The organism is Actinotalea sp. JY-7876 (assembly GCF_014042015.1).
Lineage (GTDB): Bacteria > Actinomycetota > Actinomycetes > Actinomycetales > Cellulomonadaceae > Actinotalea.
Window position 1 is genome coordinate 2342735 of the sequence record NZ_CP059493.1, and the last position, 22932, is coordinate 2365666.

The following is a 22932-nucleotide window of genomic DNA, read 5'->3' on the forward strand; positions in this document are numbered from 1 at the left end:
CATCCTCCCTGGTCCCGGACGCCCCCGCGTCACGGGCGACCCGTCAGCGGTCGTCCCCGCGCAGCGCCCGCCGCTCGGCCTCGGCGGCGAGCCGCGCGCGCTCGTCGGCCGCGAGCACCGCCGCCTGCGCGTCCCGCCAGGCGCGGTGCTCCTCGTCGAGGATCCCCATGACGATCGCGTCGCACCAGCGGTCGCCGTCCCGGTGCGCATCGCGCAGCCGGCCCTCGACGACGAAGCCGAGGGACTCGTACAGCATCCGGGCGCGCGGGTTGATGCTCAGGACCTCGAGCGAGACGCGGTGCAGGCCGAGCCCCTCCGGCGCCTCGGCGAAGGCGTGGCGCAGGACGAGCTCGATCGCCTCGCCGCCGAAGCCGCGCCCCCGCTGACCCGGCCGCATGGACAGCCGCAGGTTGGCGTTCGCGGAGTGGGCGTCGACGTCGGTCAGGACGATCTCGCCGAGGAACTCGTCGGAGCCGTGCGTGACGGCCCAGTCGAGCCGGCCCTCGCGGTCGGCGACCGTCGCGCACCACTCCTCCACCTGCGCACGCGTGAACGACGTCGTCGTCCCGGTCATCCGCAGGCCCTCGAGGTCCTCGAGCATCTCCCAGACGTGGTCGGCGTCCTGCGGCCCGATGGGCCGCAGGCGCACCAGCTCGCCGTCGATGACCGGGACCGTCGTCACGGCCTCAGCCCTGCCCGACGCGCTCGAGCACCAGCTCCCGGACGCGAGCGGCGTCCGCCTGCCCGCGCGTGGCCTTCATGACGGCCCCGATGATCGCCCCGACCGGGCCCAGGTTCCCGCCCCGGACCTTCTCGGCGATGTCCGGCTGGGCGGCGAGCGCCTCGTCGACGGCCGCGATCAGGGCGCCGTCGTCGGAGACGACCTCGAGCCCGCGCGCGACGACGACCTCCTCGGGCGAGCCCTCCCCCGCGAGCACGCCGGCGAGCACCTGGCGCGCGAGCTTGTCGTTGATCCGCCCGGAGTCGACCAGGCCCTGGAGCTGGCCGATCTGCTCGGGCGTGACGGGAAGGCTCGCGAGCTCGACGCCGTCGGTCTTGGCGGTGCGGGCGAGCTCGCCCATCCACCACTTGCGCGCGGCGGCGGGTGCCGCGCCCGCGGCGACGGTCGCCTCGATGAGCTCGACCGCGCCCGCGTTGACGACGTCGCGCATCTCGGCGTCGGCGTAGCCCCACTCGGCCTGGAGCCGACGACGCCGCACGGTGGGCGCCTCGGGCAGCGTCGCGCGGATCTGCTCGACCCACTCCCGGCTCGGGGCGACCGGGACCAGGTCCGGCTCGGGGAAGTAGCGGTAGTCCTCGGCGTCGGACTTGATGCGGCCCGACGTCGTCACGCCCGTGTCCTCGTGCCAGTGCCGGGTCTCCTGGACCACGGTGCCGCCGGCGTCGAGCACGCCGGCCTGGCGCGAGACCTCGTAGCGCACCGCGCGCTCCACCGACCGGAAGCTGTTGACGTTCTTGGTCTCGGTGCGGGTGCCCAGGGGGGACTCGGGCGTCGGCCGCAGCGAGACGTTGACGTCGGCGCGGACGTTGCCGCGCTCCATGCGCGCCTCGGAGACCTCGAGCCCGCGGAAGATGTCGCGCAGGGTCTGCACGTAGGCGCGCGCGACCTCGGGCGCCCGGGCACCGACGCCCGTGATGGGCCGCGTGACGATCTCCACGAGCGGGATCCCGGCCCGGTTGTAGTCGACGAGCGAGTACTCGGCGCCGTGGATGCGCCCGGTGGCTCCGCCGACGTGCGTGTTCTTGCCCGCGTCCTCCTCCATGTGCGCGCGCTCGATCTCGACGCGCACGACGGTGCCGTCCTCGAGCTCGACGTCCAGGTAGCCGTCGAACGCGATCGGCTCGTCGTACTGGGAGGTCTGGAAGTTCTTCGGCACGTCCGGGTAGAAGTAGTTCTTCCGCGCGAACCGGCACAGCTCGGCGATCTGGCAGTTGAGCGCCAGACCGATCTTGATCGCGGACTCGACAGCCTTGCCGTTGAGCGACGGCAGGGCGCCCGGGAGGCCGAGCGAGACCGGCGTGACCTGCGTGTTGGGCTCCGCGCCGAACACGGTCGGCGCGGCGTCGAACATCTTGGTCGCGGTGCCGAGCTCGACGTGGACCTCGATGCCGATGACCGGGTCGTACCGGTCCACGGCGTCGTCGTAGTCGACGAGGTCGGTGGTCTGGGCGCTCATCGGACGCTCCCCTCTGCCGGCACGTCGGCCGGGACGGTCGGCACGGAGGTGGGCACCTCGGGGGCCTGCGCGAGCAGCGGGCCGCCCCAGCGCGCCTCGAGGAGTGCCTCGAGCGCCGCGCCGACGCGGTACAGCCGGTCGTCGGCGCGCGCGGGGGCCAGGATCTGGAAGCCGGCCGGCAGGCCGTCGTCGGACAGCCCGCTGGGCAGCGACATGCCGGGCACCCCGGCGAGGTTCGCCGGGATGGTGGCGACGTCGTTGAGGTACATCGCGAGCGGGTCGTCGAGCTTCTCCCCCAGCCGGAACGCCGTCGTGGGCGCCGTCGGCGAGACCAGGACGTCGGCCTGCTCGAACGCGGCCGCGAAGTCGCGCTGGATGAGCGTGCGGACCTTCTGCGCGCTGCCGTAGTACGCGTCGTAGTACCCGGACGACAGGGCGTAGGTGCCGAGGATGATGCGGCGCTTGACCTCGTCGCCGAAGCCGGCCCCGCGGGTCGCCCCCATGACGCGCTCGGCGGTGACCGGACCCTCGGTGGGCTCGACGCGCAGGCCGAAGCGCATGCCGTCGAACTTCGCCAGGTTGCTCGACGCCTCGCTCGGCAGGATGAGGTAGTACGCCGCGAGCGCGTACCCGAAGTGCGGGCACGAGACCTCGACGACCTCGGCGCCGGCGCCGCGCAGCAGCTCGAGGGACTCCTCGAACCGGGCACGCACGCCGGGCTGGTAGCCCTCGCCGTCGAGCTCTCGCACGACGCCGACGCGCACGCCGGTCAGGTCGCCCGAGCGTCCCTGCAGCGCGGCGTCGACCAGCGAGGGCAGCGGCTCGGGCAGCGACGTCGAGTCGCGCGGGTCGTGCCCGCCGATGACCTCGTGCAGCAGCGCGGCGTCGAGCACCGAGCGCGTCACCGGGCCCGCCTGGTCGAGGCTCGAGGCGAGGGCGATGAGGCCGTAGCGCGAGACCCCGCCGTACGTCGGCTTGACGCCCACCGTGCCGGTGACGGCGGCGGGCTGGCGGATCGAGCCGCCGGTGTCCGTGCCGATGGCCAGCGGTGCCTCGTAGCCGGCGACGGCCGCGGCGCTGCCGCCGCCCGAGCCGCCGGGGATGCGGTCGAGGTCCCACGGGTTGTGGGTCGCGCCGTACGCGGAGTGCTCCGTCGAGGAGCCCATCGCGAACTCGTCCATGTTGGTCTTGCCGAGGATCGGCAGGCCGGCCGCGCGCAGGCGCTCGACGAGCGTCGCGTCGTAGGGCGGGACCCAGCCCTGCAGGATCCGCGAGCCCGCCGTCGTCGGCATGCCCTTGGTCACCATGACGTCCTTGACGGCGACCGGGACACCCGCGAGCGGGTGGAGCGTCTCGCCGGCGGCGCGGCGCGCGTCGACGTCCCGCGCGGTGGCGAGCGCCTCCTCGTGCGCGACGTGCAGGAAGGAGTGCAGCGCGCCGTCGACGGCGTCGATGCGGTCCAGGTGCGCCTGCGTGACCTGGACGCTGGTGACCGTCCCGGCGCGCAGGAGCTGGGCGAGCGCCGCGGCGCTCAGCCTCGTGAGGTCGCTCGTGGCGCCGACCTCGGCGCCCTCCAGCGCGGCCTCCTGCGTGGCGGCGGCGTCAGCCGCGGTCCCCGTGGCGCCCTCGGCACCGGCGGCGTGGCGTCCGGGCATCAGTCCTCCTCCAGGATCTGCGGGACGGCGAAGCGTCCCCCCTCGGCCGCGGGTGCCCCGGCGAGGGCGTCGGCCACGGGCAGCGGCTCCTCGGGCACGTCGTCGCGGAAGACGTTCGTCAGGGGAAGCGGGTGGCTCGTCGCGGGGACGTCCGGGGTGGCGATCTCGCTGACCCGGGCGACCGACTCGACGATGACGTCGAGCTCGCCCGCGAGGCGGGTCACCTCGGCGTCCGTCAGGTCGATCCGGGCGAGCGCCGCCAGGCGCGCGACCTCGTCGCGGTTGATGGTGGACATGGCGGCGAGTCTAGTGGGGAGCCCCGCAGCCCGGTCCGCAGGGTGGGGCTGGCCCTACCCTGGGTCCGCCGGCTCGCAGGATCGCGGCCCGCACCCGCGCTCGTGAGGATCGAGGGCATGACGAACCACGCCGAGCCGCTCCCCGTCCCGCCCGCCGCGGCCGCCCCGGCCGCCGCGCCGGCCCGGCCGCACGCCGAGGGCACGTCGGTCGTCCGTCAGGCGCTGCGCGACACCTGGTACCTGCTCGCCGGCCTGCCCGTCGCGCTCGTGGCCTTCACGGTCGCGGTGGTCGGGCTGTCGCTGGCCGCCGGGCTGCTCGTCACGGTCGTCGGGATCTTCGTGGCGGTCGGGACCCTCTACGCCACGACGGCGTTCGGACACCTCGAGCGCGTGCGCCTCGCGGCGCGCGGCACCGAGCTGGCACCGATCGTCTTCCAGCAGGCCTCGGGACGGGGCCTGCGTCGCGCCCTGGTGCCGCTGCGCGACCCGCGGCGCTGGGCGACGCTCCTGCACGCCCTCGGCGCGCTGCCCCTGGCGAGCGCGACGTGGTCGGTCGCGCTCACGTGGTGGGCCGGGGCGCTGGGCGGCCTCACCTACTGGTTCTGGGAGCGCTGGCTCCCCGACGCCGACTCGAGCACGACGCTGGCGGAGCTCCTCGAGCTGCCGGTCAGTGAGTCGGTGCTCAACCTCGTCCTCGGCCTCCTGCTCGCCCTCACGCTCCCGGCGGTGCTGCGCGCCTGCGCCGCGGTGCACGCCGGCTGGGCCCGGCTGCTCCTCACCGGGGCGTCGCGCGCCGCGCTCGAGGCCGAGGTGCAGGACCTCACCGACCGCCGCTCCTCGGCGGCGGCCGCCGAGGCCCACTCGCTGCGCCGCCTCGAGCGCGACCTGCACGACGGGCCGCAGCAGCGCCTCGTGCGCCTCGCGATGGACCTCTCGGTGGCGGAGCGCCGCCTCACCGAGGACCCCGACGCGGCACGCGCGCTGCTGGGGTCCGCGCGGGAGCAGGCGGCCGAGACGCTCGCCGAGATCCGGGCGCTCTCGCGCGGCATCGCGCCGCCCGTCCTCGCCGACCGCGGGCTCGCCGCCGCCGTCAGCGCGGTCGCGGCCCGGTCCACCGTCCACGTGACGGTCGACGTGGCACTGCCGGACGGGTCCCGCCCCTCGCCGTCGACCGAGAACGCCGCGTACTTCGTCGTCACCGAGGCCCTGGCCAACGTCGCCAAGCACGCCCGGGCGAGCCGGGCGGAGGTGCGGGTGCGGCTCGCCTCGTCCGACCGGGCGCCTGGCGACGACGACGGCGGCGCGACGCCCGACGCGGCCGCGCGCCGGGTCGTGGTCGAGGTGCACGACGACGGCGTCGGCGGCGCCGCGCTCGCGAAGGGGCACGGCCTCGCCGGGCTGGCCGACCGGGTCCAGGGGCTCGGCGGCACGCTGGCCGTCACGAGCCCGGACGGCGGCCCGACGGTCGTGACCGCGACCCTGCCGTGGGCCTGAGCGGGGACAGGTCGGCGCAGCACGGCACACTGGCCCGCATGCGCATCCTGCTCGCCGAGGACTCCGTGCTGCTGCGCGAGGGCCTTGTCCGGCTGCTCGAGGAGGCGGGGCACACGGTGGTCGCCGCCGTGGACCACGCCGACGCCGTCGTGCCGGGCGTGACGGAGCACCGGCCCGACGTCGCGGTGCTCGACGTGCGGATGCCACCGACCTTCACCGACGACGGGCTGCGCGCGGCGGTCGCGGCACGGGCGGCGGTCCCCGGGCTGGGCGTCCTCGTGCTCTCGCAGTACGTCGAGGAGTCCTACGCGCGGGACCTGCTCGCCGACGGCCGCGGCGGCGTCGGCTACCTGCTCAAGGACCGCGTGCAGGACCTCGACGCGCTCGAGGACGCCCTCGCGCGCGTCGCGGCGGGCGGCACCGTGCTGGACCCGGACGTCGTCGCGCAGCTGCTCGTCCAGTGCCGGCCCGCCGACCCGGTCGACACCCTGACCCCGCGCGAGCGCGAGGTGCTCGCGCTCATGGCCGAGGGCCGCTCGAACGGCGCGATCGCGCAACGGCTGGTGGTCAGCGGCGGCGCCGTCGAGAAGCACGTGGCCAACGTGCTCGCCAAGCTCGGCCTCGAGCCGGCGGCAGAGGACAACCGCCGCGTGCTCGCGGTCCTGGCCTGGATGCGCGGGGCGCGGGCCTGAGGACCGCCCGGCCCTGCGAGCGCCCGGTGGCCGATCCCTAGCCGGCGAGCGCGGCGGGAGGCGGCGCAGCCGGCATGCCCGCGGGCACGGCGGGCGTGCGGGCCGCGCCGTAGGTGAGCCGCCGCAGGAGCGCCTCGAACGGGCCCCGCACGCCGCGGGCCGCCATGAGCGTCGCCGCGGCGAGCGTGAGGAGCCACGCGGCCGCCGCGAGGCCGAAGGACGCGAGGGGGTGCAGGCCCTCGCCGAGCCCCAGGCCCCACGGCGAGAGCAGCGGCGCGAGCAGGAACGACTGGCCGAGGTAGCCCGTCAGCGACCGCTCCCCCAGCGCCGCGAGGGCGCCGGTGGCGCCGCGGTGGCCGCGCCCCTGCCGGCGGTGGGCCAGCAGGGCGAAGCCGCACACGTAGCCGATGCCCGCGTACATCCCGCCGAGCAGGGTCGCGTACGAGGCGGCGAACATCCCGCCGGGCCCCGGCTGCCACACCCCGAGCGCGATGAGGGCCACGGGCAGCGCGCTGACGACGTTGACCGCCATGCCGGACCGGAAGACGCGCCGCAGCCCCGGCAGGTGCTGGCCCGGCGCCGTGAGCCACCCCGCCCGCTGGAGCATGACGCCGACGACGACGAGCGGCACGAAGCCCAGCAGCACCAGCACCATCGCGATGCCGCCGACCTCCGCGACGAGCCCGGTGACCATGCTCTGCGCGTAGGTGCGCCCCATCAGCGGCGCGCCGGCCGCCGTGGCGTCGTCCGTCAGCAGCGTCGCGGCGGCGAGGAACGTGGTCATCCCGACGGCGACGTAGGCCAGGCTGCCCCACAGCCACCGCCGCAGCGCGCGGTCCGAGGCCTGCACGAGGGCGAGCGCGACGAACCCGGTGGCGCCGTAGGCGGCGATGATGTCCCCCGCGAACAGCAGCACGCCGTGCAGCACGCCGAGCACCACCAGCCACGTGCTGCGCCGGGCCAGGACGGCACGGACCGCGCCGGCCGTCGCGCCGCGGCTGCGCATGCGGGAGGCCATCATGGCGAGGCCGAAGCCGTAGAGGACGGCGAACATCGGGCGCGAGCGCTCGGCGACGAGCAGCTGCTCGACGAACATCGCGACACGGTCGGCGGCCGAGGCGTCCACGGGGTTCTGGTACGGGTCCAGTGCCGTGCCGTACCGGTAGAAGCCGACGTTCGCGAGCGCGATGAGCAGCAGCATCGCGCCGCGCGCGACGTCCGGGGCGAGCGACCGCTCGGGGCGGGTGATCGGCGCGGGCGGCTCCGCGGCCGCCAGGGGCGCCGGGGGTGGCGCAGCCACGGGCGGCGGCCATGCCACCGCGGGCGGCGGGGGTGCGAACGGCGGGCGCGGCGGCCCGGGCGCAAACGCCGGCGGCGGAGGCGGCGGCGGAGTGGGCGGCGGAGGCGGCGGCGCGGCACCCGGGGTCGCCATGGCGCGGGACGCTACCGGTCGGCGTCGGCGAGCGCGAGCACCACGAGGGCGAGGAGCGCCTCGCCGTACGCGTCGGCGGCGGTCGCGGCCGTGAACCGTGCCTCCTCGCCGGAGGCGGACCGGGTCGTGACCTGCCACGCGTCGTCCGCCCGGGCGAGCGAGACGAAGGTCGAACCGAGCAGGTCGCGCAGCTGGTCCTCGCGGGGCATCCAGAGCGCGTCCTCCTGGGCGACCGAGTCCAGGGCCCACTCCGTCGTGCCGTTGAACCCGAGGATGGTGCCGGTCGGGTACTCGCGCGCCTCGATGGTCATCTCGCTGAGGGTGAAGAGCTCGTCCTCGAGACCGTCCTGCGGGATGACGAAGCGGTCGCCGGCGGCGGGCCTCCACCGCAGTCCGGCGTCACGCAGGGCGGCGGCGAGATGCTGGGAGATCATGCGCCCAGTGTCTCCCGCGCGGGGCGCGACGGCAGGTCCACCGGGCGCTCGCGGTAGTGGTAACGGTCCGAGACCTCGAACCGGAGCCCCTCGTACAGCGCCCGGGCAGCCGCGTTGCCCTCCTCGACCTGGAGGAACGCCCACCCGGCGCCCAGCGTGCGGGCGTGGTCCAGGGCCGCGAGCGTCAGGAGCCGGCCGACCCCGGTCCGTCGCGCCGCGGGCGCGACGGCCAGGCAGGAGAGCCCGACCCAGCCGTCGGCGACGGCGGCACGGATCACGCCGAGGTCGCCGTCCTCGCGCCGGTCGGCGCGCAGGGTGAGGTACGCGGCGGGCGCGCCGCGCAGGAGGCGCTCCGCGAGGGCCAGGTCGACCTCGCGCTGCGCGGCCTTGACGCCCAGCCACCCGTGCAGCCACGCGGCGGTGGGCCGGTCCGCGATCTCCAGCCCGGGCGGGAGATCGCCGGGGCCCGGAGGACTCGCCAGGTCACGGACCATGACCGACGTCGGCGCCGCGACCGCGTAGCCGCGCCGCGCCAGCCGGGCGTCGAGGTCGTCCGGGGCCGAGTCGCGGCAGACCCGCACCACGGCCGGCAGCCCGCGCGCCGCGCACAGGTCCTCGGTCCGGTCGAGGGCCGCCTCGACGTCGCCCGGCGCGCGGAGGGCGGCCACGCTGTTGCCGCGTCGCGTGAATCCCTCCGAGAACCCCACGCGCCACCCGTCGACGTCGACCGCCTCGACCGGCGGCCACGTCGCGACCTCGGTGGCCAGACCGGGACGGCGGGCAGCGGCCGTGGCCGTGGCCGTGGGTGCGGGCGTCGTCACGGGACCTCCTGAGACAGGGGGGCGGTGTAGACGAGGAACGTGTAGCCCGCGGCGTCGCCCCAGTCCCGCTCGGGGGCACGGTGCAGCCCGAGGCGCTCGTACAGCCGGCGCGCGGAGGCCATGGTCGTCAACGTCGTGAGCGCGAGGGTCCACGCACCGGCGGCACGCGCCAGCCCCATCGCCGTCCGCACGAGGAGCTCGCCGACGCCGCACCGGCGCGCGCCCGGGGCGACGGCCAGCATGCGCAGCTCGGCCTCGTGCTCCCCGGCGACCTCGGCGTAGCGCGACGGTGGCCGGACGACCGTCACCGTGCCGAGGAGGCCCCCGTCCTCGCCGACCGCGACGAGCACGGTGCCGTGCTCGGCCCGGTCCACCGCGTCACGCAGCTCCTCGACGTACCAGTGGTCGTCCGGGACGAGGCCGTCCGCGAGGTACGCGGCCACCGTGAGCTCGCCCACGGCCGCGAGCTCGTCCGGACGGGCCGGACGCACCACGACCCCGCTCACCCTGCCGCGCCGTCCCGCTCCGCCGCCGCGCCGCCGCCGTCGTCGTGAGCGGCGTCGTGCACGCCCTCGTCCGGCGCCCCGCCGTCCGGCGCCACGGCCGCGGGGCCGGCGGCGAGGAGCGCGACGAAGCCGTCCTCGTCCAGGATCGGCAGGCCCAGCTCGCGGGCCTTCGCCTCCTTGGTGCCGGCGTTCTCCCCGACGACCACGAAGTCCGTCTTCTTCGACACGCTGCCCGAGGCCTTGCCGCCGCGCGCGAGGATCGCCTCCTTGGCGCCGTCGCGCGAGAAGCCCTCGAGCGACCCCGTGACCACCACGGTGAGCCCCTCGAGCGTGCGCTCGAGCGACGTGTCCCGCTCGTCCTCCATGCGCACGCCCGCGCGCCGCCACGCCTCGACGACGTCGCGGTGCCAGTCCTCCGCGAACCAGTCGACGATCGACTCGGCGATGACCGGGCCCAGCCCTTCGACCTGCGAGAGCCGTGCGACGACCTCGCCCCGCTCGCCCGCGAGGGCCTCCTGGAGCGCGGTCATCGACCCGAAGTGCTGGGCGAGCGCCCGCGCCGCCGTCGGGCCGACGTTGCGGATGCTCAGCGAGACGAGCACCCGCCACAACGGCTTGGTCTTGGCCGCCTCGAGCTCGTCGAGCAAGGTCACCGCGGCCGCTGACGGCAGCCACGCGGGCAGGGCCCGACCCTCCGCCTCCGCGGCGCGCTCCTCGGCCTTGGTCCACGTGGCCCGGCGGCGGAACGGCGTCCGCCGGCGGACGACCCCGTCCTCGTCGGCGCGCGGCTCCCCCGTCTCCGGGTCCCGCACGACGACCTCGATCTCCGCGAGCCTCGCCAGGCTCTCGGCCCGGACGCGCTCCCGCGTGCTCGCGTCCGCGTCGAGGGGGTAGCCCACCAGCGCGAACAGGTCCCCGTCGCTGACGACGGGCGGCGTCTCGGGCACCTCGGGCTGCGTCAGCGCGGTCGCCGTGACCTCGCCGAGCGCCTCGATGTCGAGGCCGCCGCGCGAGCCGATGTGCTCGATGCGGCCGCGCACCTGCGCGGGACAGGTCCGTGCGTTGGGGCAGCGCAGGTCGACCTCCCCCTCGCGCATCGCCCGCAGCGGCGTGCCGCACTCGGGGCACCGCGTCGGCATGACGAACTCGCGTCGCGGCCAGTCGTCGTCGTGCGCCCGCGGGGCCGGGCCGACGATCTCGGGGATGACGTCCCCCGCCTTGCGCAGCACCACGACGTCGCCGATCTTCACGCCCTTGGCGCGCACGACGTCCTGGTTGTGCAGCGTCGCCATCGCCACGGTGGACCCCGCGACGACGGCGGGCTCCATGACGCCGTAGGGCGTCACCCGCCCGGTGCGCCCGACGTTGACCCGGATGTCGAGCAGGCGGGTGTTGACCTCCTCGGGCGGGTACTTGTACGCGATCGCCCAGCGCGGGGCGCGGCTCGTGGCGCCCAGGCGCCGCTGCAGAGCGGTCTCGTCGACCTTGATCACGATGCCGTCGATCTCGTGCTCGACGTCGTGCCGGTGCTCGCCGTAGTAGTCGATCATCTCCACGACGCCCGCCAGGTCGTCGACCACGCGCGTGCGCGCGGACACCGGCAGGCCCCACGACGCGAGCAGCTCGTAGGTCTCGGACTGGCGTGCCGTCGCCTCCTGGCGCCCCGCCCACCGCAGCGCCCCGATGCCGTGGCAGAGCATGCGCAGCGGGCGCGACGCCGTGACGCGCGGATCCTTCTGCCGCAGCGAGCCGGCCGCGGAGTTCCGGGGGTTGGCGAACGGTGCCTTGCCCGCCGCGACCTGCGCCTCGTTGAGCGCGCGGAAGCCCTCGACCGGGAGGAAGACCTCGCCGCGCACCTCGATGAGCTCGGGGTGGTCGTCTCCCGCGAGCACGTGCGGCACGCCCTGGATCGTCTTGACGTTGAGCGTCACGTCCTCGCCCGTGCGGCCGTCGCCCCGGGTCAGCGCGCGCACGAGCCGCCCGTCCTCGTAGAGGAGCGCGATCGCGAGGCCGTCGATCTTGAGCTCGCACAGGTAGTGCAGGTTCTTCGCGGCGCCCTCGAGGTCGCGCGTGACGCGCTCGGCCCACGCGGCGACCTCGTCGGTGGAGAACGCGTTGTCGAGGCTGAGCATCCGCTCGACGTGGTCGACCGCCGTGAACTCGGTCGAGAACGTGCCACCGACGCGCTGCGTGGGCGAGTCGGGCACGCGCAGCTCGGGGTGCGCGTGCTCGAGCGCGTCGAGCCGACGCAGCAGCACGTCGTACTCCGCGTCGGAGACGGTCGGCGCGTCGCGCACGTAGTAGGCGAACTGGTGCGCGCGGATCTCCTCGGCGAGCTCCGTCCACCGGTGCCGTGCGGCGTCGTCGTCCAGGCCGGCGTCCCGCTCGTCCAGCACGGGCGGCGGTGCCGTGCTCTCGAGCACCTCGCTCCCGGGCACCACCGGCTCCGGTACGGCGGGAGGCTGGTCTGTCGTCTCGCTCACAGGCACATCATGGCGCGTCCCACCGACACGCGACCGGGCGTCCGGCGCGACGCAGGTCAGCCCGCGGCCAGCTCCGCGAGGCGCGCGGCGACCTGCTTCGCGATCCCGACGGCGGCCCGCGCGTCGCCCTCGCGCCGGGTCGGGGCGTCCCCGCCGGCGACCGTGCCCGACGTCTCCGCGTGCACGACCACGTCGGCCAACCCGCGGGCCGGCAGCCCGACGGCGGTCCACGGGCCCGCGACCTGCCGGGCGACCTCGCGCGTGTCGGTGCGCCGCCCGTGCTTCTCCTGGGGCAGCCCGAACCAGATCCTGCGGCCGTCCTCGACGGCGGACGCGACCTGCTCCCACTGCGGCCCGCGCAGCGAGGCGGCGGACACCCCGACCCCCTCCGCCCCGCTGCCGCGCAGCACGTCGAACGAGCGGGTCGCGAACCGGACGCCGCCGTGGGCGACGGCCCGCGCGCCCGCCCCGCCCAGGCCCTCGACGACCTGGCGCAGCGCCCTGGTCGCGTCCTCGGCCGGGACGGACCACAGCCGGGTGTGCCCCGAGAAGCTCGGCACGGTCCCGGCGAGCACGTCCGGGAGCTGCGGCTCGCGGAGCACCACGACGGGCTCGGCGCCCGGCACGGCGGTCCTCAGCCGCGCCACCAGGTCGACCAGGCCCTCGGTCATCGACGCGACGAGGTCGCGGACGGCACCGCCGTCGCTCAGCACGCGGTCGCCCCGCGCCAGGTACAGCGTCGCCGCCAGGGTCCACGGGCCGCGGACGCTCAGCACCAACGGGCCGCGGTGGCCGAGCGCGGCGATCGCGAGCTCGTCGAGCTCCTCGCGCAGCGCCGACCGGCAGCGCTCGAGGTCCCGACCGGGCCGGTCGGCGAGCTTCCACCCGTGCGGGCCGAGCTCGGCCGGCAGGTCCATGAGCAGGCCGACCGTGCGCGCGACGGAGTCCGCCCAGGGTCCGCGGTGCGGCAGCTGCGCGAGCGGCGGCATGCCGACGACGCCGTCGGGCGCGTCGGCGAGCTCGCCGACGAGCGTCGTCTGCGCCTCGTGCAGCCGCGTCCCGGGCCACGGGCCGAGCAGCGTGACGCCGGTCATGACCGCGCCTGCCGGGGCGTCGTCGCCCCGCGCCCCAGCGGGCTCACCGGGCGGTCGAGGCGACGGTCGCCTCGGCCAGCACGCGCGTGCCGTCGTAGAGCACCGCCGACTGGCCCGGGGCCAGGCCGCGCAGCCCGTCGACCAGCTCGACCTCGATGCCGTGCGCGGCCGGCCCCACCAGCGCGCGGGCCCGCGCGGCGGCGGGTGCGCCGTGGGCCCGCACCTGCACCTCGCAGTCGAACCAGCCGCCGTCGGTGCGGTCCTCGAACCACACCGGGTCCGTCCCGCGAAGGCGCGTCACCGTGAGCAGCTCCGCGGCGCCCACCACCACCGTGTTCGAGGCCGGCTGGACCTCCAGGACGTAGCGGGGTCGCCCGTCGGGCGCCGGCCGACCGAGCGCGAGCCCCTTGCGCTGCCCGACGGTGTAGGCGTAGGCGCCGTCGTGCCGGCCGAGGACCGTGCCGTCGACGTCGACGACGTCGCCCGGGCGCGAGCCGAGCCGCTCGCGCAGGAAGCCCTGGGTGTCGCCGTCGGCCACGAAGCAGATGTCGTAGGAGTCCGGCTTGGCGGAGACGCCGAGGCCCCGCGCCGCCGCCTCGGCCCGCACCTCGTCCTTCGAGGCGACGTCGCCGAGCGGGAACATCGCGCGTGCCAGGCGCTCGGGCCCCATGACCGCGAGCACGTAGGACTGGTCCTTGGCGGCGTCGCGCGCGCGGTGCAGCGCACGCCCGCCGTCGTCCGCGATCTCGACGCGCGCGTAGTGACCGGTGCACACGGCGTCGAAGCCGAGCGCGACCGCCTTGTCCAGCAGCGCCTCGAACTTGATGTGCTCGTTGCAGCGCACGCACGGGTTGGGCGTCCGCCCGGCCTCGTACTCGGCGACGAAGTCCGCCACGACCGTGCGCTCGAACGTCTCGGACAGGTCCCAGACGTAGTACGGGACGCCCAGCACGTCCGCCGCCCGCCGCGCGTCGCCGGCGTCCTCGATCGAGCAGCAGCCGCGCGAGCCCGTGCGGTACTCGTCGCGGTTGCGCGACAGCGCCATGTGGACCGCGACGACGTCGTGCCCGGCGTCGACCGCGCGGGCCGCGGCGACGGCGGAGTCGACACCACCGGAGAGGGCTGCCAGGACACGCATGCGGCCAGGGTACGTGCGCGCCCGGCCCCGAGGCGTCGGCGACGGCGGTGCGTGCCCGGGCGGATCAGCGCAGGTCGACCCGGTAGACGTTGGTCTCCCGCGCGACGAAGCCGACCCGGCGGTAGAGCCGGTTCGCGGCCTCCCGCGACGGGCGCGAGGTGAGATCCACGGTCCGGGCACCGAGCTCGGCCGCGCGCGCGACGGCCGCCCGGAGCAGCGCCTCGCCGACCCCGCGCCCGCGCGCGGAGCCGTCGACGACGACGTCCTCGACCCACGCGCGGCGCCCCGTGGGCAACGGGAACTCCACCAGCGTGAGCGACCCGACGACGTCTCCCCCGACCCGGGCCACGAGCATCGAGACGGCCGGGGAGTCGACGATCTCCGCCAGCGCCGCGGCCGTCACCGGCGCCGCGGACGACGACAGCTGCGGCAGCAGGCCCTCCCACGCCGCCACGAGCTCGGGCGTCACCGCCGTGACGACCTCGACGACGACGTCATCCGGACCGGACCGCTGGGTCACGCGCTGCTCCATCCGGCGAGCGTAGGGCTCGCTACGGTGGCGGGATGGCAACGGAGCAGCGGGTCGGCGAGCACGACGTGCGCACGAGCGACGGGCGCACCCTGCGCGCCTACGACGCACGACCGGACCGCGCGGACGCGCCGGTCGTGGTGTGGCACCACGGCTCCCCCCACTCCGGGCGGCTCCTGGCGCCGCTCCTGGAGCCCGCCGTCGAGCGCGGCATCCACCTGGTCACCTACGCGCGCCCGGCGTACGGCGGCTCGACCCCGCGGCCCGGCCGCGACGTCGCCTCGGCCGCCGACGACGTCGCCCACGTCGCCGACGCGCTCGGCCTGGGCCGCTTCGCCGTGCTGGGACACTCCGGCGGCGGCCCGCACGCGCTCGCGTGCGCCGCCCTCCTCGCCGACCGCGTGACCGCGGCCGCCTCGCTGTCGGGCCCGGCGCCCTGGGACGGCGACGAGGCGTGGTTCGCCGGCATGCGCTCCGACGCCGCGCTGCGGGCGGCGACGCAGGGCCGCGAGGCCCGGGCGCGGCTCGCCGAGGTCGAGGAGTTCGACGAGGAGACCTTCACCGCCGCGGACTGGGCCGCCCTCTCGGGGCCGTGGGCTGCCCTCGGCGAGGACGCGAGCGACCCGGCCGCGACCCCGGACGGCCTCGTGGACGACGACGTCGCGTTCGTCTCGCCGTGGGGCTTCGACCTTGCCGACGTCCGGGTGCCCACGCTCGTGCTCCACGGCGGACAGGACCGGATGGTGCCCCCCTCGCACGCGGCCCGCCTCGGCGCCCTGCTGCCGGGGGCCGAGGCGCGCCTGCTGCCCGAGGACGGCCACATCTCGGTGCTGCGCGAGTACGGCGCGGTGCTGGACCGCCTCACCGGGCGCTGAGTCCGCCGCCGCTCGCGCAGGTCCGTCTCGCCGCGCGCCCCGGCCGGCGACGTCACACGATGGACGGACCACGAGAGGAAGGCGAGACCATGACCGCTGCACCCGACGAGGACCTGCGCACCGTCCGCCACCTCCTCGAGGACGCGCACGTCGCGATGCTCACGTCCATCGCGCCCGACGGCACGCTCATGAGCCGCCCGATGGGCATGCAGGCGGTCGACTTCGACGGCGACCTGTGGTTCTTCGCCGAGCGCAGCTCGCGCCTCGTCGCCCACGTGACGGTCCACCCGCAGGTCAACGTCGCGGTGGCCGCCGGCTCGAGCTGGGTGTCGTTGACCGGCCGGGCGCGCGTGGTCGAGGACGACGCCAAGAAGCGCCAGCTCTGGAACGCGGTCGTCGAGGCGTGGCTGCCCCAGGGCCCGGACGACCCGGAGGCCGTGCTGCTGCACGTCGCGGCCGACTCCGCGGAGTACTGGGACTCGCCGGGGCGCGTCGCCACGCTGATCAGCTTCGTCAAGGCGAAGGTGACCGGCGAGCGCTACGACGGCGGGGAGAACGAGCGCGTCGAGCTGTGAGGCGTCAGCTCGCCTGGTCGTAGCTCTCGACGACCGACACGCTGAGCGGGAACTCGACGGGGGCGGCGCCGAACAGCAGACGCCCGGCCTCCGCGGCCGCGGCGCGGACGGCGTCGGCCACGGCGTCCGCGGCGGGCTCGGGGGCGTGCACCATCACCTCGTCGTGCAGGAAGAAGACGAGGTGCGGCCTGCCCTCGACGTCGCGCAGGCGGCGGCGCAGCGACGCCATCCAGCACAGGGCCCACTCGGCCGCGGTGCCCTGGACCACGAAGTTGCGCGTGAAGCGGCCCCAGTCCCGGGCCCGGCGCCGCACGGCGCGAACCTCCTCGGCGTCGGCCCCCTCCCCGCTCGCGGCGTGCAGCGCGTCGAGGAAGGCCGGCGACGGCGCCGGCGACGTGCGCCCGAGCCAGGTCGAGACGACCTCGCCGTGCTCACCGGCCCGCGCGGCGCGCTCCACCAGGCCGAGCGCCCGGGGGTAGGCCCGCGTGAGCCGCGGGACGAGCGCGCCGCTCGCCCCGCTCGTGGCGCCGTAGAGAGCGCCGAGCATCGCGTACTTCGCCTGCTCGCGGGTCTGGACGACCCCCGCCGCGACCAGCCCCTGGTAGAGGTCCGCCGCCCGGCCTGCGGCGGCCATCGCGTCGTCCCCCGACATGGCCGCCAGGACCCGCGGCTCGAGCTGCGCGGCATCGGCGACGACGAGACGCCACCCGGGGTCCGCGCGCACCGCGGCCCGGATGTCCGCGGGCAGCTGGAGCGCGCCTCCCCCGCTCGTCGCCCAGCGCCCCGTGACGACGCCGCCCGGCACGTAGTCGGGCCGGAACCGACCGTCCTGCACCCACGTCTGCATCCAGGTCCACCCGTTGGCGCTGAGCAGGCGCGAGAGCCGCTTGTGCTCGAGCAGCGGCTCGACGACGGGGTGGTCGAGCCCGCGGATCTCCCCCTTGCGGGTCGACGTGACGTCGAGGCCGGCCGCCCGCAGGGCGGCGAGCAGCTCCGGTTGGGAGTCGACGTTGAGACCGGGCCGGTCGAGCGCGGCGCGCACCTGGTCGGCCACCGCCTCCAGACGGCGCGGTCGCCCGCCCGCGCGGGGTCGCTCCCCGAGCGCCGCGGTCAGCGTGCGGTCGTGCACCCGGACGTCCCACGGCATGCCGTCGTGGCGCATCTCCGCGGCGATGAGGGCACCGGTGGACTCGGCCGCCAGGAGCAGCCGGAGGCGACCGGGCTCCCGCGAGCCGGCCACGGCCTCGAGCTGGTCTCCGAGTGCCGCCACCGGGTCGGGCGTGCCGCCGCCGGCGTGCGCCGCGGCCCCGGACGCGGTGTGGTCGAAGGCGGCGTCGTCCCCGGACGCGGCGTCGTCCCCGAATGCGGCGTCGAAGAGGGTGGTCGCGCCGGCCGTCGCGGCGGGCACGTCCGGGCGCGCGGCGTCCCAGGGCCCCGCGGGCGCCTCCGCGAGCCGGGACCCGGCGCACAGGACGCTCCGGCGCAGGATCGCGTGGCACAGCCGCAGGTCGTGGCACCGCTCGACCCGGACACCCGCCTCGAGCAGCGGCGGGTACCGGCGCGCCGTGTCGTCCCAGACCCAGCGCGGCCTGGCGGACGGGTCCGACTCCCGCCGGGCGACGGCCGCCGGCAGGTCGCCCGGGGCGACGGGCGTGCGGTGCCGGGCCGAGCCGTCGTCGGCCGTCTCGACGAGCACGACGCCGCCGGGGTGGGCGGGGTCGTCGACGACCACGACGAAGGGCACACCCCATTGTCGGGGCGGGCACCGACACGTGGTGCCGCGGTCCGCCCTCAGCGCCAGGGGCGCTGGTCCGCCGCGAGCCGGTAGAGCACGTGCGGGCGCACGGGATGCCCCTCGGGCACGTCGGGGTGGTCGAAGTCGCCGACGGGGTCGCGCCACATCCCGATCCGGCGCATCACCGCCTGCGAGCGCTCGTTGCCCACGGCCGTGAAGGAGACGACGTCCGCCCATCCGAGCACGTCGAACGCGACGTCGAGCGCCGCCCTCGCCGCCTCCGTGGCGAAGCCCTGCCCCCAGTGCCCGACGGCCAGCCGCCAGCCGACCTCGCGCCGCGGCTCGAACGCCGCCTCGAAGGCCACCGGCCACAGCCCGGTGAAGCCGATGAACTCCCCCGTGTCGCGCCGCTCGAGCGCCCACAGGCCCCAGCCCTCGGCGTCCCAGTGCGCCGCGACCCGCGCGACCAGGCGCTCGGTGTCCTCGTGCGTCCCGTGGCGCGCGAAGTGCTCCATGACCACCGGGTCGTCGTTCATCGCGGCGAAGGGGTCGAGGTCAGCGGGCTCGAACCCGCGCAGCACGAGCCGGTCCGTCACGACGCGGCGGGGGGCGGTTCGCTCGGTGCTCATCCGCCCGACCCTAGGGCGCGAGCGCCCCGGCCGATAGACCGCGGACCCCCGCTCCCGCCACGCGGGCGCCCACGTCCGCGACGACGAGGGCCGCGACCCGCGGGCGGGCCGGGCGGGCGCGCACCAGCGCGGCGCGAACCCCGCGTCAGCGTGCCGCGGCGAGGCCCGCGGCGCGGGCTCGGGCGACGACGTCGGGCAGCGCGGTGACGAGCGCGTCGACGTCGTCGGCGGTGGAGGTGCGGCCCAGCGAGAAGCGCAGGGCCCCGCGCGCGTCGTCCGGCGCGACGCCGCAGGCCAGCACCACGTGGGACGGCTGCGGGACGCCCGCGCGGCACGCCGACCCGGTCGAGCACTGGATGCCCGCGGAGTCGAGCAGGTACAGCAGCGAGTCGCCCTCGCACCCCGGGAAGGTGACGTGGGCGTTCGCCGGCAGGCGCGCCGGACCGCCGTCGGGGGTCGCCGCGGCCGGGTCGGCGCCGCGCAGGACGGCGTCGGGCACCGCGCCGACCACCCCGGCGACCAGGGTGTCCCGCAGCGCGGCGAGGCGGCGCGCCTCCGCCGGCTGGTCCGCGACCGCCTCCTCGACCGCCACCGCGAACGCCCGGATCGCGGCGACGTCGAGGGTCCCGGACCGCACGCCGCGCTCCTGGCCGCCGCCGTGCAGCACCGGCACGAGGCCCAGCTCGCGCCGGGCCAGGAGCGCCCCGACGCCCACGGGCCCGCCGAGCTTGTGGCCGGACACGGTGACCGCGTCGAGCCCGCTCGCGCCGAAGTCCACCGCGAGCTGCCCGACCGCCTGCACGGCGTCGGCGTGGACCGGGACGCCGTGGGCGTGCGCGGCCGCGACGACCGCACGCACGGGCTGCACGGTGCCGATCTCGTTGTTGGCCCACATCACGCTCACGAGCGCCACCTCGTCCGGGTGGGCGGCGAGCTCGGCGCGCAGCGCGTCGACGTCCACGAGGCCGCGGTCGTCGACGGGCAGGACGACGACCTCGGCACCCGCCTGCTCGGCGAGCCAGTGCGCCGGGTCGAGGACCGCGTGGTGCTCGACGGCCGAGACGAGGACCCGCCGGCGGCGGGGGTCCTGCGCCCGGCGCGCCCACAGGACGCCCTTGAGCGCCAGGTTGTCGGCCTCGGTGCCGCCCGCGGTGAGCACGACCTCGCTGGGCCGCGCGCCGAGGCGTGCGGCGATTGCCTCGCGGGACTCCTCGACGACGCGACGCGCGGCGCGGCCCGCGTCGTGCAGGGACGACGCGTTCCCGGTGCGGCCGAGCTGGTCGACCATCGCCTCGATCGCGCGGGGGTGCATCGGCGTGGTCGCCGCGTGGTCGAGGTACGTCACCCGGTGAGTCTAGGAGCGCTCGCGTGCGCGGCCTGCCCACACCCGTCACCGCGCGGACACACCCGACTGGCAGAATGCCGCCGTGACCCCAGCGACCGCGCCCCCGGCCTTCAGCGGGTCCCGCCTCGGTTGGGCGGACCTCCCGCGCGAGGTCCGCGCGCGGATCGCCGAGCTCGCGGGCGCGCAGGTCATGTCGGAGACGAGCGCGACCAGCGGCTTCAGCCCGGGCTACGCCGCGACCCTCGAGCTGGCCGACGGCACCGAGGTCTTCGTCAAGGCGGTCAGCCCCGACCAGAACCCCGACTCCCCGCAGCTCGCCCGCCACGAGCGGCTGGCCGCGGGGCTGCTGCCCCCCGGCGTCCCGGCGCCGCGGCTCCTGTGGTCGCACGACGACGGCTGGTGGGTGCTGCTGGGCTTCGAGGTCGTGGCGGGCTCGTCCCCCGTGCTGCCCTGGCGGCCCACGGACCTGTCGCGCGTGCTCGCGGCGGTCACGGAGCTGGCGGACGCCGGCACGCCCGGCCCCGCGGGCCTGCCGCCGCTCGGCGAGGCGGTCGCCGGCGTCATGGCGGGCTTCGCGCGGCTCGAGGCTGACGGCGCCGCGGTGGACCGCGCCGTGGAGCAGCTCGGCCCCCAGGGCGCGTGGCTGCGCTCCCACCTGGACCGGCTCGTCGAGTGGTCGAGCGCCGCCGTCCCCGCCGTGGCCGGCGACACCCTCGTCCACGGCGACCTGCGCGGCGACAACGTCATGCTCGCGCCCGACCGGGTCTGGATCATCGACTGGCCGCACGCCGCCACCGACGGCGCGCGCTGGTTCGACCTCCTCGCGATGCTGCCGAGCGTCGCGATGCAGGGCGGGGGCGACCCCGCCGAGATCTTCGCCGCCCACCCGACCGCCGCGGGCGCCGACCCCGACGCGGTGCGGGCGGCGCTGGCGGGGATCACCGGCTACTTCCTGCACGGCTCCCTGCAGCCGGCACCGCGCGGCATCGCCAACCTGCGCGCGTTCCAGCGCGCGCAGGGCGTCGCCGCGCTCGGCTGGCTCCGCGGGCTCTAGCCGTCAGGCCGTCACCCGGCGCACGTCCTGCGCCGGGGTCAGGCCTCGCCGCGGATCCGGCGGATCTCCGCCGCGGCCTGCGGCAGGACCGTGAACAGGTCCCCGACGACGCCGAAGTCGGCGATCTCGAAGATCGGCGACTCGGGGTCCGAGTTGACGGCGACGATCGTTCCCGAGGCCTGCATGCCACCGCGGTGGTGGACCGCACCGGACACACCGGCGCCGATGTAGAGCCGCGGGGTGATGGTCACGCCGGTCTGGCCGATCTGCGCCTCGTGGCCGATCCAGCCCTCGTCGGTCGCGACGCGGGTCGCCCCGACCGCGCCGCCGAGCACGTCGGCGAGCTCCTCGACCGCCGAGAAGTCGCCCTCGGTCCCGCGCCCGCCGACGACGACGACCTGGGCCTCGCCGAGGTCGGGGCGGTCCGACGCGGGCCGCGGCGTGCGCTCGACGAGCCGCGCCACGGGACCCGCCGCCGGGACGACGTCGTGCGTGAGGACCTCGGGCTGCGTCGGGGCGCCGTCCGGCGCGACGGCGGCCACGGCGTTGGGCTTGAGCGCGACCACGGCCCGCGGGGTCGTGGTGCAGGCCCGCAGCGTCCACGTGGCGGCGAACGCCTGCTGGACCGCGACCACCCGGCCGTCCGGACCGGCCTCGAGCGCGGCCGCGTCGACCATGAGGCCCGCCCCGGTCGCGAGCGCGAGCCGGGCGGCGGTCTCCTTGTTCTCGAAGGTCGAGGCCAGCAGCACCGTCGAGGCGCCGGGACCCGCCACGGCCTCGACCACGGCGGCCAGCGCCTCCCCGCGCTCGGGCGGCAGCAGGTCGGCGGCCGCGGGCACCGCGTGGACGCGCGCGACGCCCCAGGCGCCGAGCCGGTCGACGGCGGCCTCGGGCGCGGCGCCGAACCAGACGGCCTCGACGGGACCGAGGGTCCGGGCGACGGTCAGCAGCTCGTAGGCGGACGAGCGCGGGGCGTCGTCGTGGTGGTCCACGACGACGAGCACGGGCGCGGCGCCCGGGGCGGCGGTGGTCATCGGTCCTCCGGCAGGTGGGGTGGGCGCGTCAGACGAGGCGGTTCTCGGCGAGGAAGGCCGCCAGCCGCAGGCCGGCGTCCCCCTCGTCCGTGACCAGCACCCGGTTCTCGCGCGGCGGTCGTGGGGTGGCCTCGAGGACCCGCGTGCGGGCGCCGGCGTCGCCGACCTCGGCGGGGTCCAGGCCCAGGTCGGCGAGCGTCCAGGCGGTGACGGCCTTCTTGCGCGCCGCCATGATCGCCTTGAAGTTCGGGTAGCGGGGCTGGTTCGCCTGGTCCGTCACGCTGACCAGCGCGGGCAGGGGGGCCTCGACGACCTCGCTCGCGTGGTCGAGCTCGCGCCGTACGCGCACCGTCGCCGCGGCGGGGTCCAGCGTGACCTCGGCGGCGAGGGTCGCCTGCGCGAGGCCCAGGTGGCCCGCCAGCAGCGTCGGGACGACGGACATGAGCCCGTCGAGCGCGGCCATGCCCGTGACCACGAGGTCCACGGGACCGGCCTCGCCGATCCGGCGGACGGCCGCGGCGAGCGTCAGGGCGGTGCCGAACGCGTCGGAGCCCGCGAGCGCGTCGTCGACGACGTGGACGGCGTCGTCCGCACCCATCTGGAGCGCACGCCGCACCGCGTCCTCGGCGTCGGCCGGGCCCATCGTCAGGGCGACGACCTCGCCGCCGTGCTGCTCGGCGAGCGTGACCGCCGCCTCGACCGCGTTCTCGTCGAGCTCGTTGAGCGTGCCGTCACCCTGGTCCCGGTCGACGCGGCCCTCGTCGGTGAACCGACGGTCCGACTGCAGGTCGGGCACGTGCTTGACGCACACGACGATCCTCATCAGCACGCTCTCCCACTCCGGCGGGCCCGAGCGCCCACACCTCGTCGACCCCCGAAGGCTACCGCTGAGCGCGGACGTCTGGCCGCGCGG

22 protein-coding genes are annotated in these 22932 nt (G+C 76.6%); 5 read left to right on the plus strand and 17 right to left on the minus strand.

Annotated features, from left to right (window positions below):
- Nucleotides 1-43 precede the first annotated feature (43 nt).
- The 4 genes from H2O74_RS10920 to gatC are packed head-to-tail and all read right to left on the minus strand — an operon-like array spanning nucleotide 44 to nucleotide 4149.
- Nucleotides 44-682: a GNAT family N-acetyltransferase gene (locus tag H2O74_RS10920; protein WP_182111612.1), complete on the minus strand. Its 639-nt coding sequence runs from the start codon at nucleotides 680-682 to the stop codon at nucleotides 44-46.
- A gap of 4 nt (nucleotides 683-686) precedes the next feature.
- Nucleotides 687-2198 (minus strand): Asp-tRNA(Asn)/Glu-tRNA(Gln) amidotransferase subunit GatB, encoded by a 1512-nt coding sequence (gene gatB, locus H2O74_RS10925; RefSeq protein ID WP_182111613.1) that lies wholly within the window; start codon nucleotides 2196-2198, stop codon nucleotides 687-689.
- Nucleotides 2195-3853, minus strand: a complete 1659-nt coding sequence (gatA, locus tag H2O74_RS10930; protein WP_182111614.1) for an Asp-tRNA(Asn)/Glu-tRNA(Gln) amidotransferase subunit GatA — start codon at nucleotides 3851-3853, stop codon at nucleotides 2195-2197. The genes gatB and gatA overlap by 4 nt, the downstream gene beginning before the upstream one ends.
- Nucleotides 3853-4149, minus strand: a complete 297-nt coding sequence (gatC, locus tag H2O74_RS10935; protein WP_182111615.1) for an Asp-tRNA(Asn)/Glu-tRNA(Gln) amidotransferase subunit GatC — start codon at nucleotides 4147-4149, stop codon at nucleotides 3853-3855. The genes gatA and gatC overlap by 1 nt, the downstream gene beginning before the upstream one ends.
- Nucleotides 4150-4266: 117 nt before the next feature.
- Between gatC and H2O74_RS10940 the strand changes: the two genes are divergently transcribed.
- Nucleotides 4267-5643 (plus strand): sensor histidine kinase, encoded by a 1377-nt coding sequence (locus tag H2O74_RS10940; protein WP_182111616.1) that lies wholly within the window; start codon nucleotides 4267-4269, stop codon nucleotides 5641-5643.
- A gap of 38 nt (nucleotides 5644-5681) precedes the next feature.
- Nucleotides 5682-6335, plus strand: coding sequence for a response regulator transcription factor (locus H2O74_RS10945; protein WP_182111617.1), 654 nt, complete (start codon nucleotides 5682-5684; stop codon nucleotides 6333-6335).
- A 37-nt stretch (nucleotides 6336-6372) separates the two neighbouring features.
- On the opposite strand, the gene H2O74_RS10950 is transcribed toward H2O74_RS10945, so the two are convergent.
- From H2O74_RS10950 to H2O74_RS10985, 8 genes are all read right to left on the minus strand, one after another.
- Nucleotides 6373-7635: a DUF418 domain-containing protein gene (locus H2O74_RS10950; protein ID WP_182111618.1), complete on the minus strand. Its 1263-nt coding sequence runs from the start codon at nucleotides 7633-7635 to the stop codon at nucleotides 6373-6375.
- Nucleotides 7636-7778: 143 nt separating this feature from the next.
- On the minus strand, nucleotides 7779-8201 hold the full coding sequence (locus tag H2O74_RS10955) for a pilus assembly protein CpaE (RefSeq protein WP_182111619.1): 423 nt from the start codon (nucleotides 8199-8201) through the stop codon (nucleotides 7779-7781).
- Complete coding sequence (locus tag H2O74_RS10960) at nucleotides 8198-9022, minus strand: N-acetyltransferase (RefSeq protein ID WP_182111620.1); 825 nt, start codon at nucleotides 9020-9022, stop codon at nucleotides 8198-8200. The genes H2O74_RS10955 and H2O74_RS10960 overlap by 4 nt, the downstream gene beginning before the upstream one ends.
- Nucleotides 9019-9528: a GNAT family N-acetyltransferase gene (locus H2O74_RS10965; RefSeq protein ID WP_182111621.1), complete on the minus strand. Its 510-nt coding sequence runs from the start codon at nucleotides 9526-9528 to the stop codon at nucleotides 9019-9021. Before H2O74_RS10965 ends, H2O74_RS10960 begins: the two co-directional genes overlap by 4 nt.
- Nucleotides 9525-12011, minus strand: coding sequence for an NAD-dependent DNA ligase LigA (gene ligA / locus H2O74_RS10970; RefSeq protein WP_370525731.1), 2487 nt, complete (start codon nucleotides 12009-12011; stop codon nucleotides 9525-9527). Before ligA ends, H2O74_RS10965 begins: the two co-directional genes overlap by 4 nt.
- Nucleotides 12012-12067: 56 nt before the next feature.
- Nucleotides 12068-13105 (minus strand): hypothetical protein, encoded by a 1038-nt coding sequence (locus H2O74_RS10975; protein WP_182111622.1) that lies wholly within the window; start codon nucleotides 13103-13105, stop codon nucleotides 12068-12070.
- 43 nt (nucleotides 13106-13148) lie between these two features.
- Nucleotides 13149-14243 (minus strand): tRNA 2-thiouridine(34) synthase MnmA, encoded by a 1095-nt coding sequence (gene mnmA / locus H2O74_RS10980; protein WP_182111623.1) that lies wholly within the window; start codon nucleotides 14241-14243, stop codon nucleotides 13149-13151.
- Between the two features lie 64 nt (nucleotides 14244-14307).
- A complete protein-coding gene (locus H2O74_RS10985; protein WP_182111624.1) occupies nucleotides 14308-14775 on the minus strand; it encodes a GNAT family N-acetyltransferase in 468 nt (155 codons plus the stop codon).
- 32 nt (nucleotides 14776-14807) lie between these two features.
- On the opposite strand from H2O74_RS10985, the gene H2O74_RS10990 reads away from it, so the two are divergent.
- Nucleotides 14808-15647 (plus strand): alpha/beta fold hydrolase, encoded by an 840-nt coding sequence (locus H2O74_RS10990; protein WP_182111625.1) that lies wholly within the window; start codon nucleotides 14808-14810, stop codon nucleotides 15645-15647.
- 89 nt (nucleotides 15648-15736) lie between these two features.
- On the plus strand, nucleotides 15737-16222 hold the full coding sequence (locus H2O74_RS10995) for a pyridoxamine 5'-phosphate oxidase family protein (protein ID WP_182111626.1): 486 nt from the start codon (nucleotides 15737-15739) through the stop codon (nucleotides 16220-16222).
- 4 nt (nucleotides 16223-16226) lie between these two features.
- Here the strand turns inward: H2O74_RS10995 and H2O74_RS11000 are convergent, their stop codons facing one another.
- From H2O74_RS11000 to H2O74_RS11010, 3 genes are all read right to left on the minus strand, one after another.
- Nucleotides 16227-17966, minus strand: coding sequence for a bifunctional 3'-5' exonuclease/DNA polymerase (locus H2O74_RS11000; RefSeq protein WP_182111627.1), 1740 nt, complete (start codon nucleotides 17964-17966; stop codon nucleotides 16227-16229).
- 47 nt (nucleotides 17967-18013) lie between these two features.
- Complete coding sequence (locus tag H2O74_RS16685; protein WP_182111628.1) at nucleotides 18014-18586, minus strand: GNAT family N-acetyltransferase; 573 nt, start codon at nucleotides 18584-18586, stop codon at nucleotides 18014-18016.
- A 145-nt stretch (nucleotides 18587-18731) separates the two neighbouring features.
- Nucleotides 18732-19931 (minus strand): cysteine desulfurase family protein, encoded by a 1200-nt coding sequence (locus H2O74_RS11010; RefSeq protein ID WP_304518593.1) that lies wholly within the window; start codon nucleotides 19929-19931, stop codon nucleotides 18732-18734.
- Nucleotides 19932-20013: 82 nt separating this feature from the next.
- Here H2O74_RS11010 and H2O74_RS11015 point away from each other — a divergent pair, with 82 nt between their 5' ends.
- Nucleotides 20014-20985, plus strand: coding sequence for a phosphotransferase family protein (locus H2O74_RS11015; protein WP_255491569.1), 972 nt, complete (start codon nucleotides 20014-20016; stop codon nucleotides 20983-20985).
- A gap of 38 nt (nucleotides 20986-21023) precedes the next feature.
- Here the strand turns inward: H2O74_RS11015 and H2O74_RS11020 are convergent, their stop codons facing one another.
- On the minus strand, nucleotides 21024-22019 hold the full coding sequence (locus H2O74_RS11020; RefSeq protein WP_182111629.1) for an electron transfer flavoprotein subunit alpha/FixB family protein: 996 nt from the start codon (nucleotides 22017-22019) through the stop codon (nucleotides 21024-21026).
- Nucleotides 22020-22047: 28 nt separating this feature from the next.
- The gene (locus H2O74_RS11025) at nucleotides 22048-22842 is read right to left on the minus strand and encodes an electron transfer flavoprotein subunit beta/FixA family protein (RefSeq protein ID WP_182111630.1); all 795 of its coding nucleotides are present in this window, start codon (nucleotides 22840-22842) and stop codon (nucleotides 22048-22050) included.
- Nucleotides 22843-22932: the final 90 nt, after the last annotated feature.

Excerpts from the sequence above, each read along its gene's own strand:
- gatB (WP_182111613.1), bottom strand. The coding sequence starts at position 2,198 with ATGAGCGCCCAGACCACCGACCTCGTCGACTACGACGACGCCGTGGAC.
- gatA (WP_182111614.1), bottom strand. The coding sequence starts at position 3,853 with ATGCCCGGACGCCACGCCGCCGGTGCCGAGGGCGCCACGGGGACCGCG.
- gatC (WP_182111615.1), bottom strand. The coding sequence starts at position 4,149 with ATGTCCACCATCAACCGCGACGAGGTCGCGCGCCTGGCGGCGCTCGCC.
- H2O74_RS10940 (WP_182111616.1), top strand. The coding sequence starts at position 4,267 with ATGACGAACCACGCCGAGCCGCTCCCCGTCCCGCCCGCCGCGGCCGCC.
- H2O74_RS10945 (WP_182111617.1), top strand. The coding sequence starts at position 5,682 with ATGCGCATCCTGCTCGCCGAGGACTCCGTGCTGCTGCGCGAGGGCCTT.
- H2O74_RS10955 (WP_182111619.1), bottom strand. The coding sequence starts at position 8,201 with ATGATCTCCCAGCATCTCGCCGCCGCCCTGCGTGACGCCGGACTGCGG.
- H2O74_RS10975 (WP_182111622.1), bottom strand. The coding sequence starts at position 13,105 with ATGACCGGCGTCACGCTGCTCGGCCCGTGGCCCGGGACGCGGCTGCAC.
- mnmA (WP_182111623.1), bottom strand. The coding sequence starts at position 14,243 with ATGCGTGTCCTGGCAGCCCTCTCCGGTGGTGTCGACTCCGCCGTCGCC.
- H2O74_RS10985 (WP_182111624.1), bottom strand. The coding sequence starts at position 14,775 with ATGGAGCAGCGCGTGACCCAGCGGTCCGGTCCGGATGACGTCGTCGTC.
- H2O74_RS10990 (WP_182111625.1), top strand. The coding sequence starts at position 14,808 with ATGGCAACGGAGCAGCGGGTCGGCGAGCACGACGTGCGCACGAGCGAC.
- H2O74_RS10995 (WP_182111626.1), top strand. The coding sequence starts at position 15,737 with ATGACCGCTGCACCCGACGAGGACCTGCGCACCGTCCGCCACCTCCTC.
- H2O74_RS16685 (WP_182111628.1), bottom strand. The coding sequence starts at position 18,586 with ATGAGCACCGAGCGAACCGCCCCCCGCCGCGTCGTGACGGACCGGCTC.
- H2O74_RS11020 (WP_182111629.1), bottom strand. The coding sequence starts at position 22,019 with ATGACCACCGCCGCCCCGGGCGCCGCGCCCGTGCTCGTCGTCGTGGAC.
- H2O74_RS11025 (WP_182111630.1), bottom strand. The coding sequence starts at position 22,842 with ATGAGGATCGTCGTGTGCGTCAAGCACGTGCCCGACCTGCAGTCGGAC.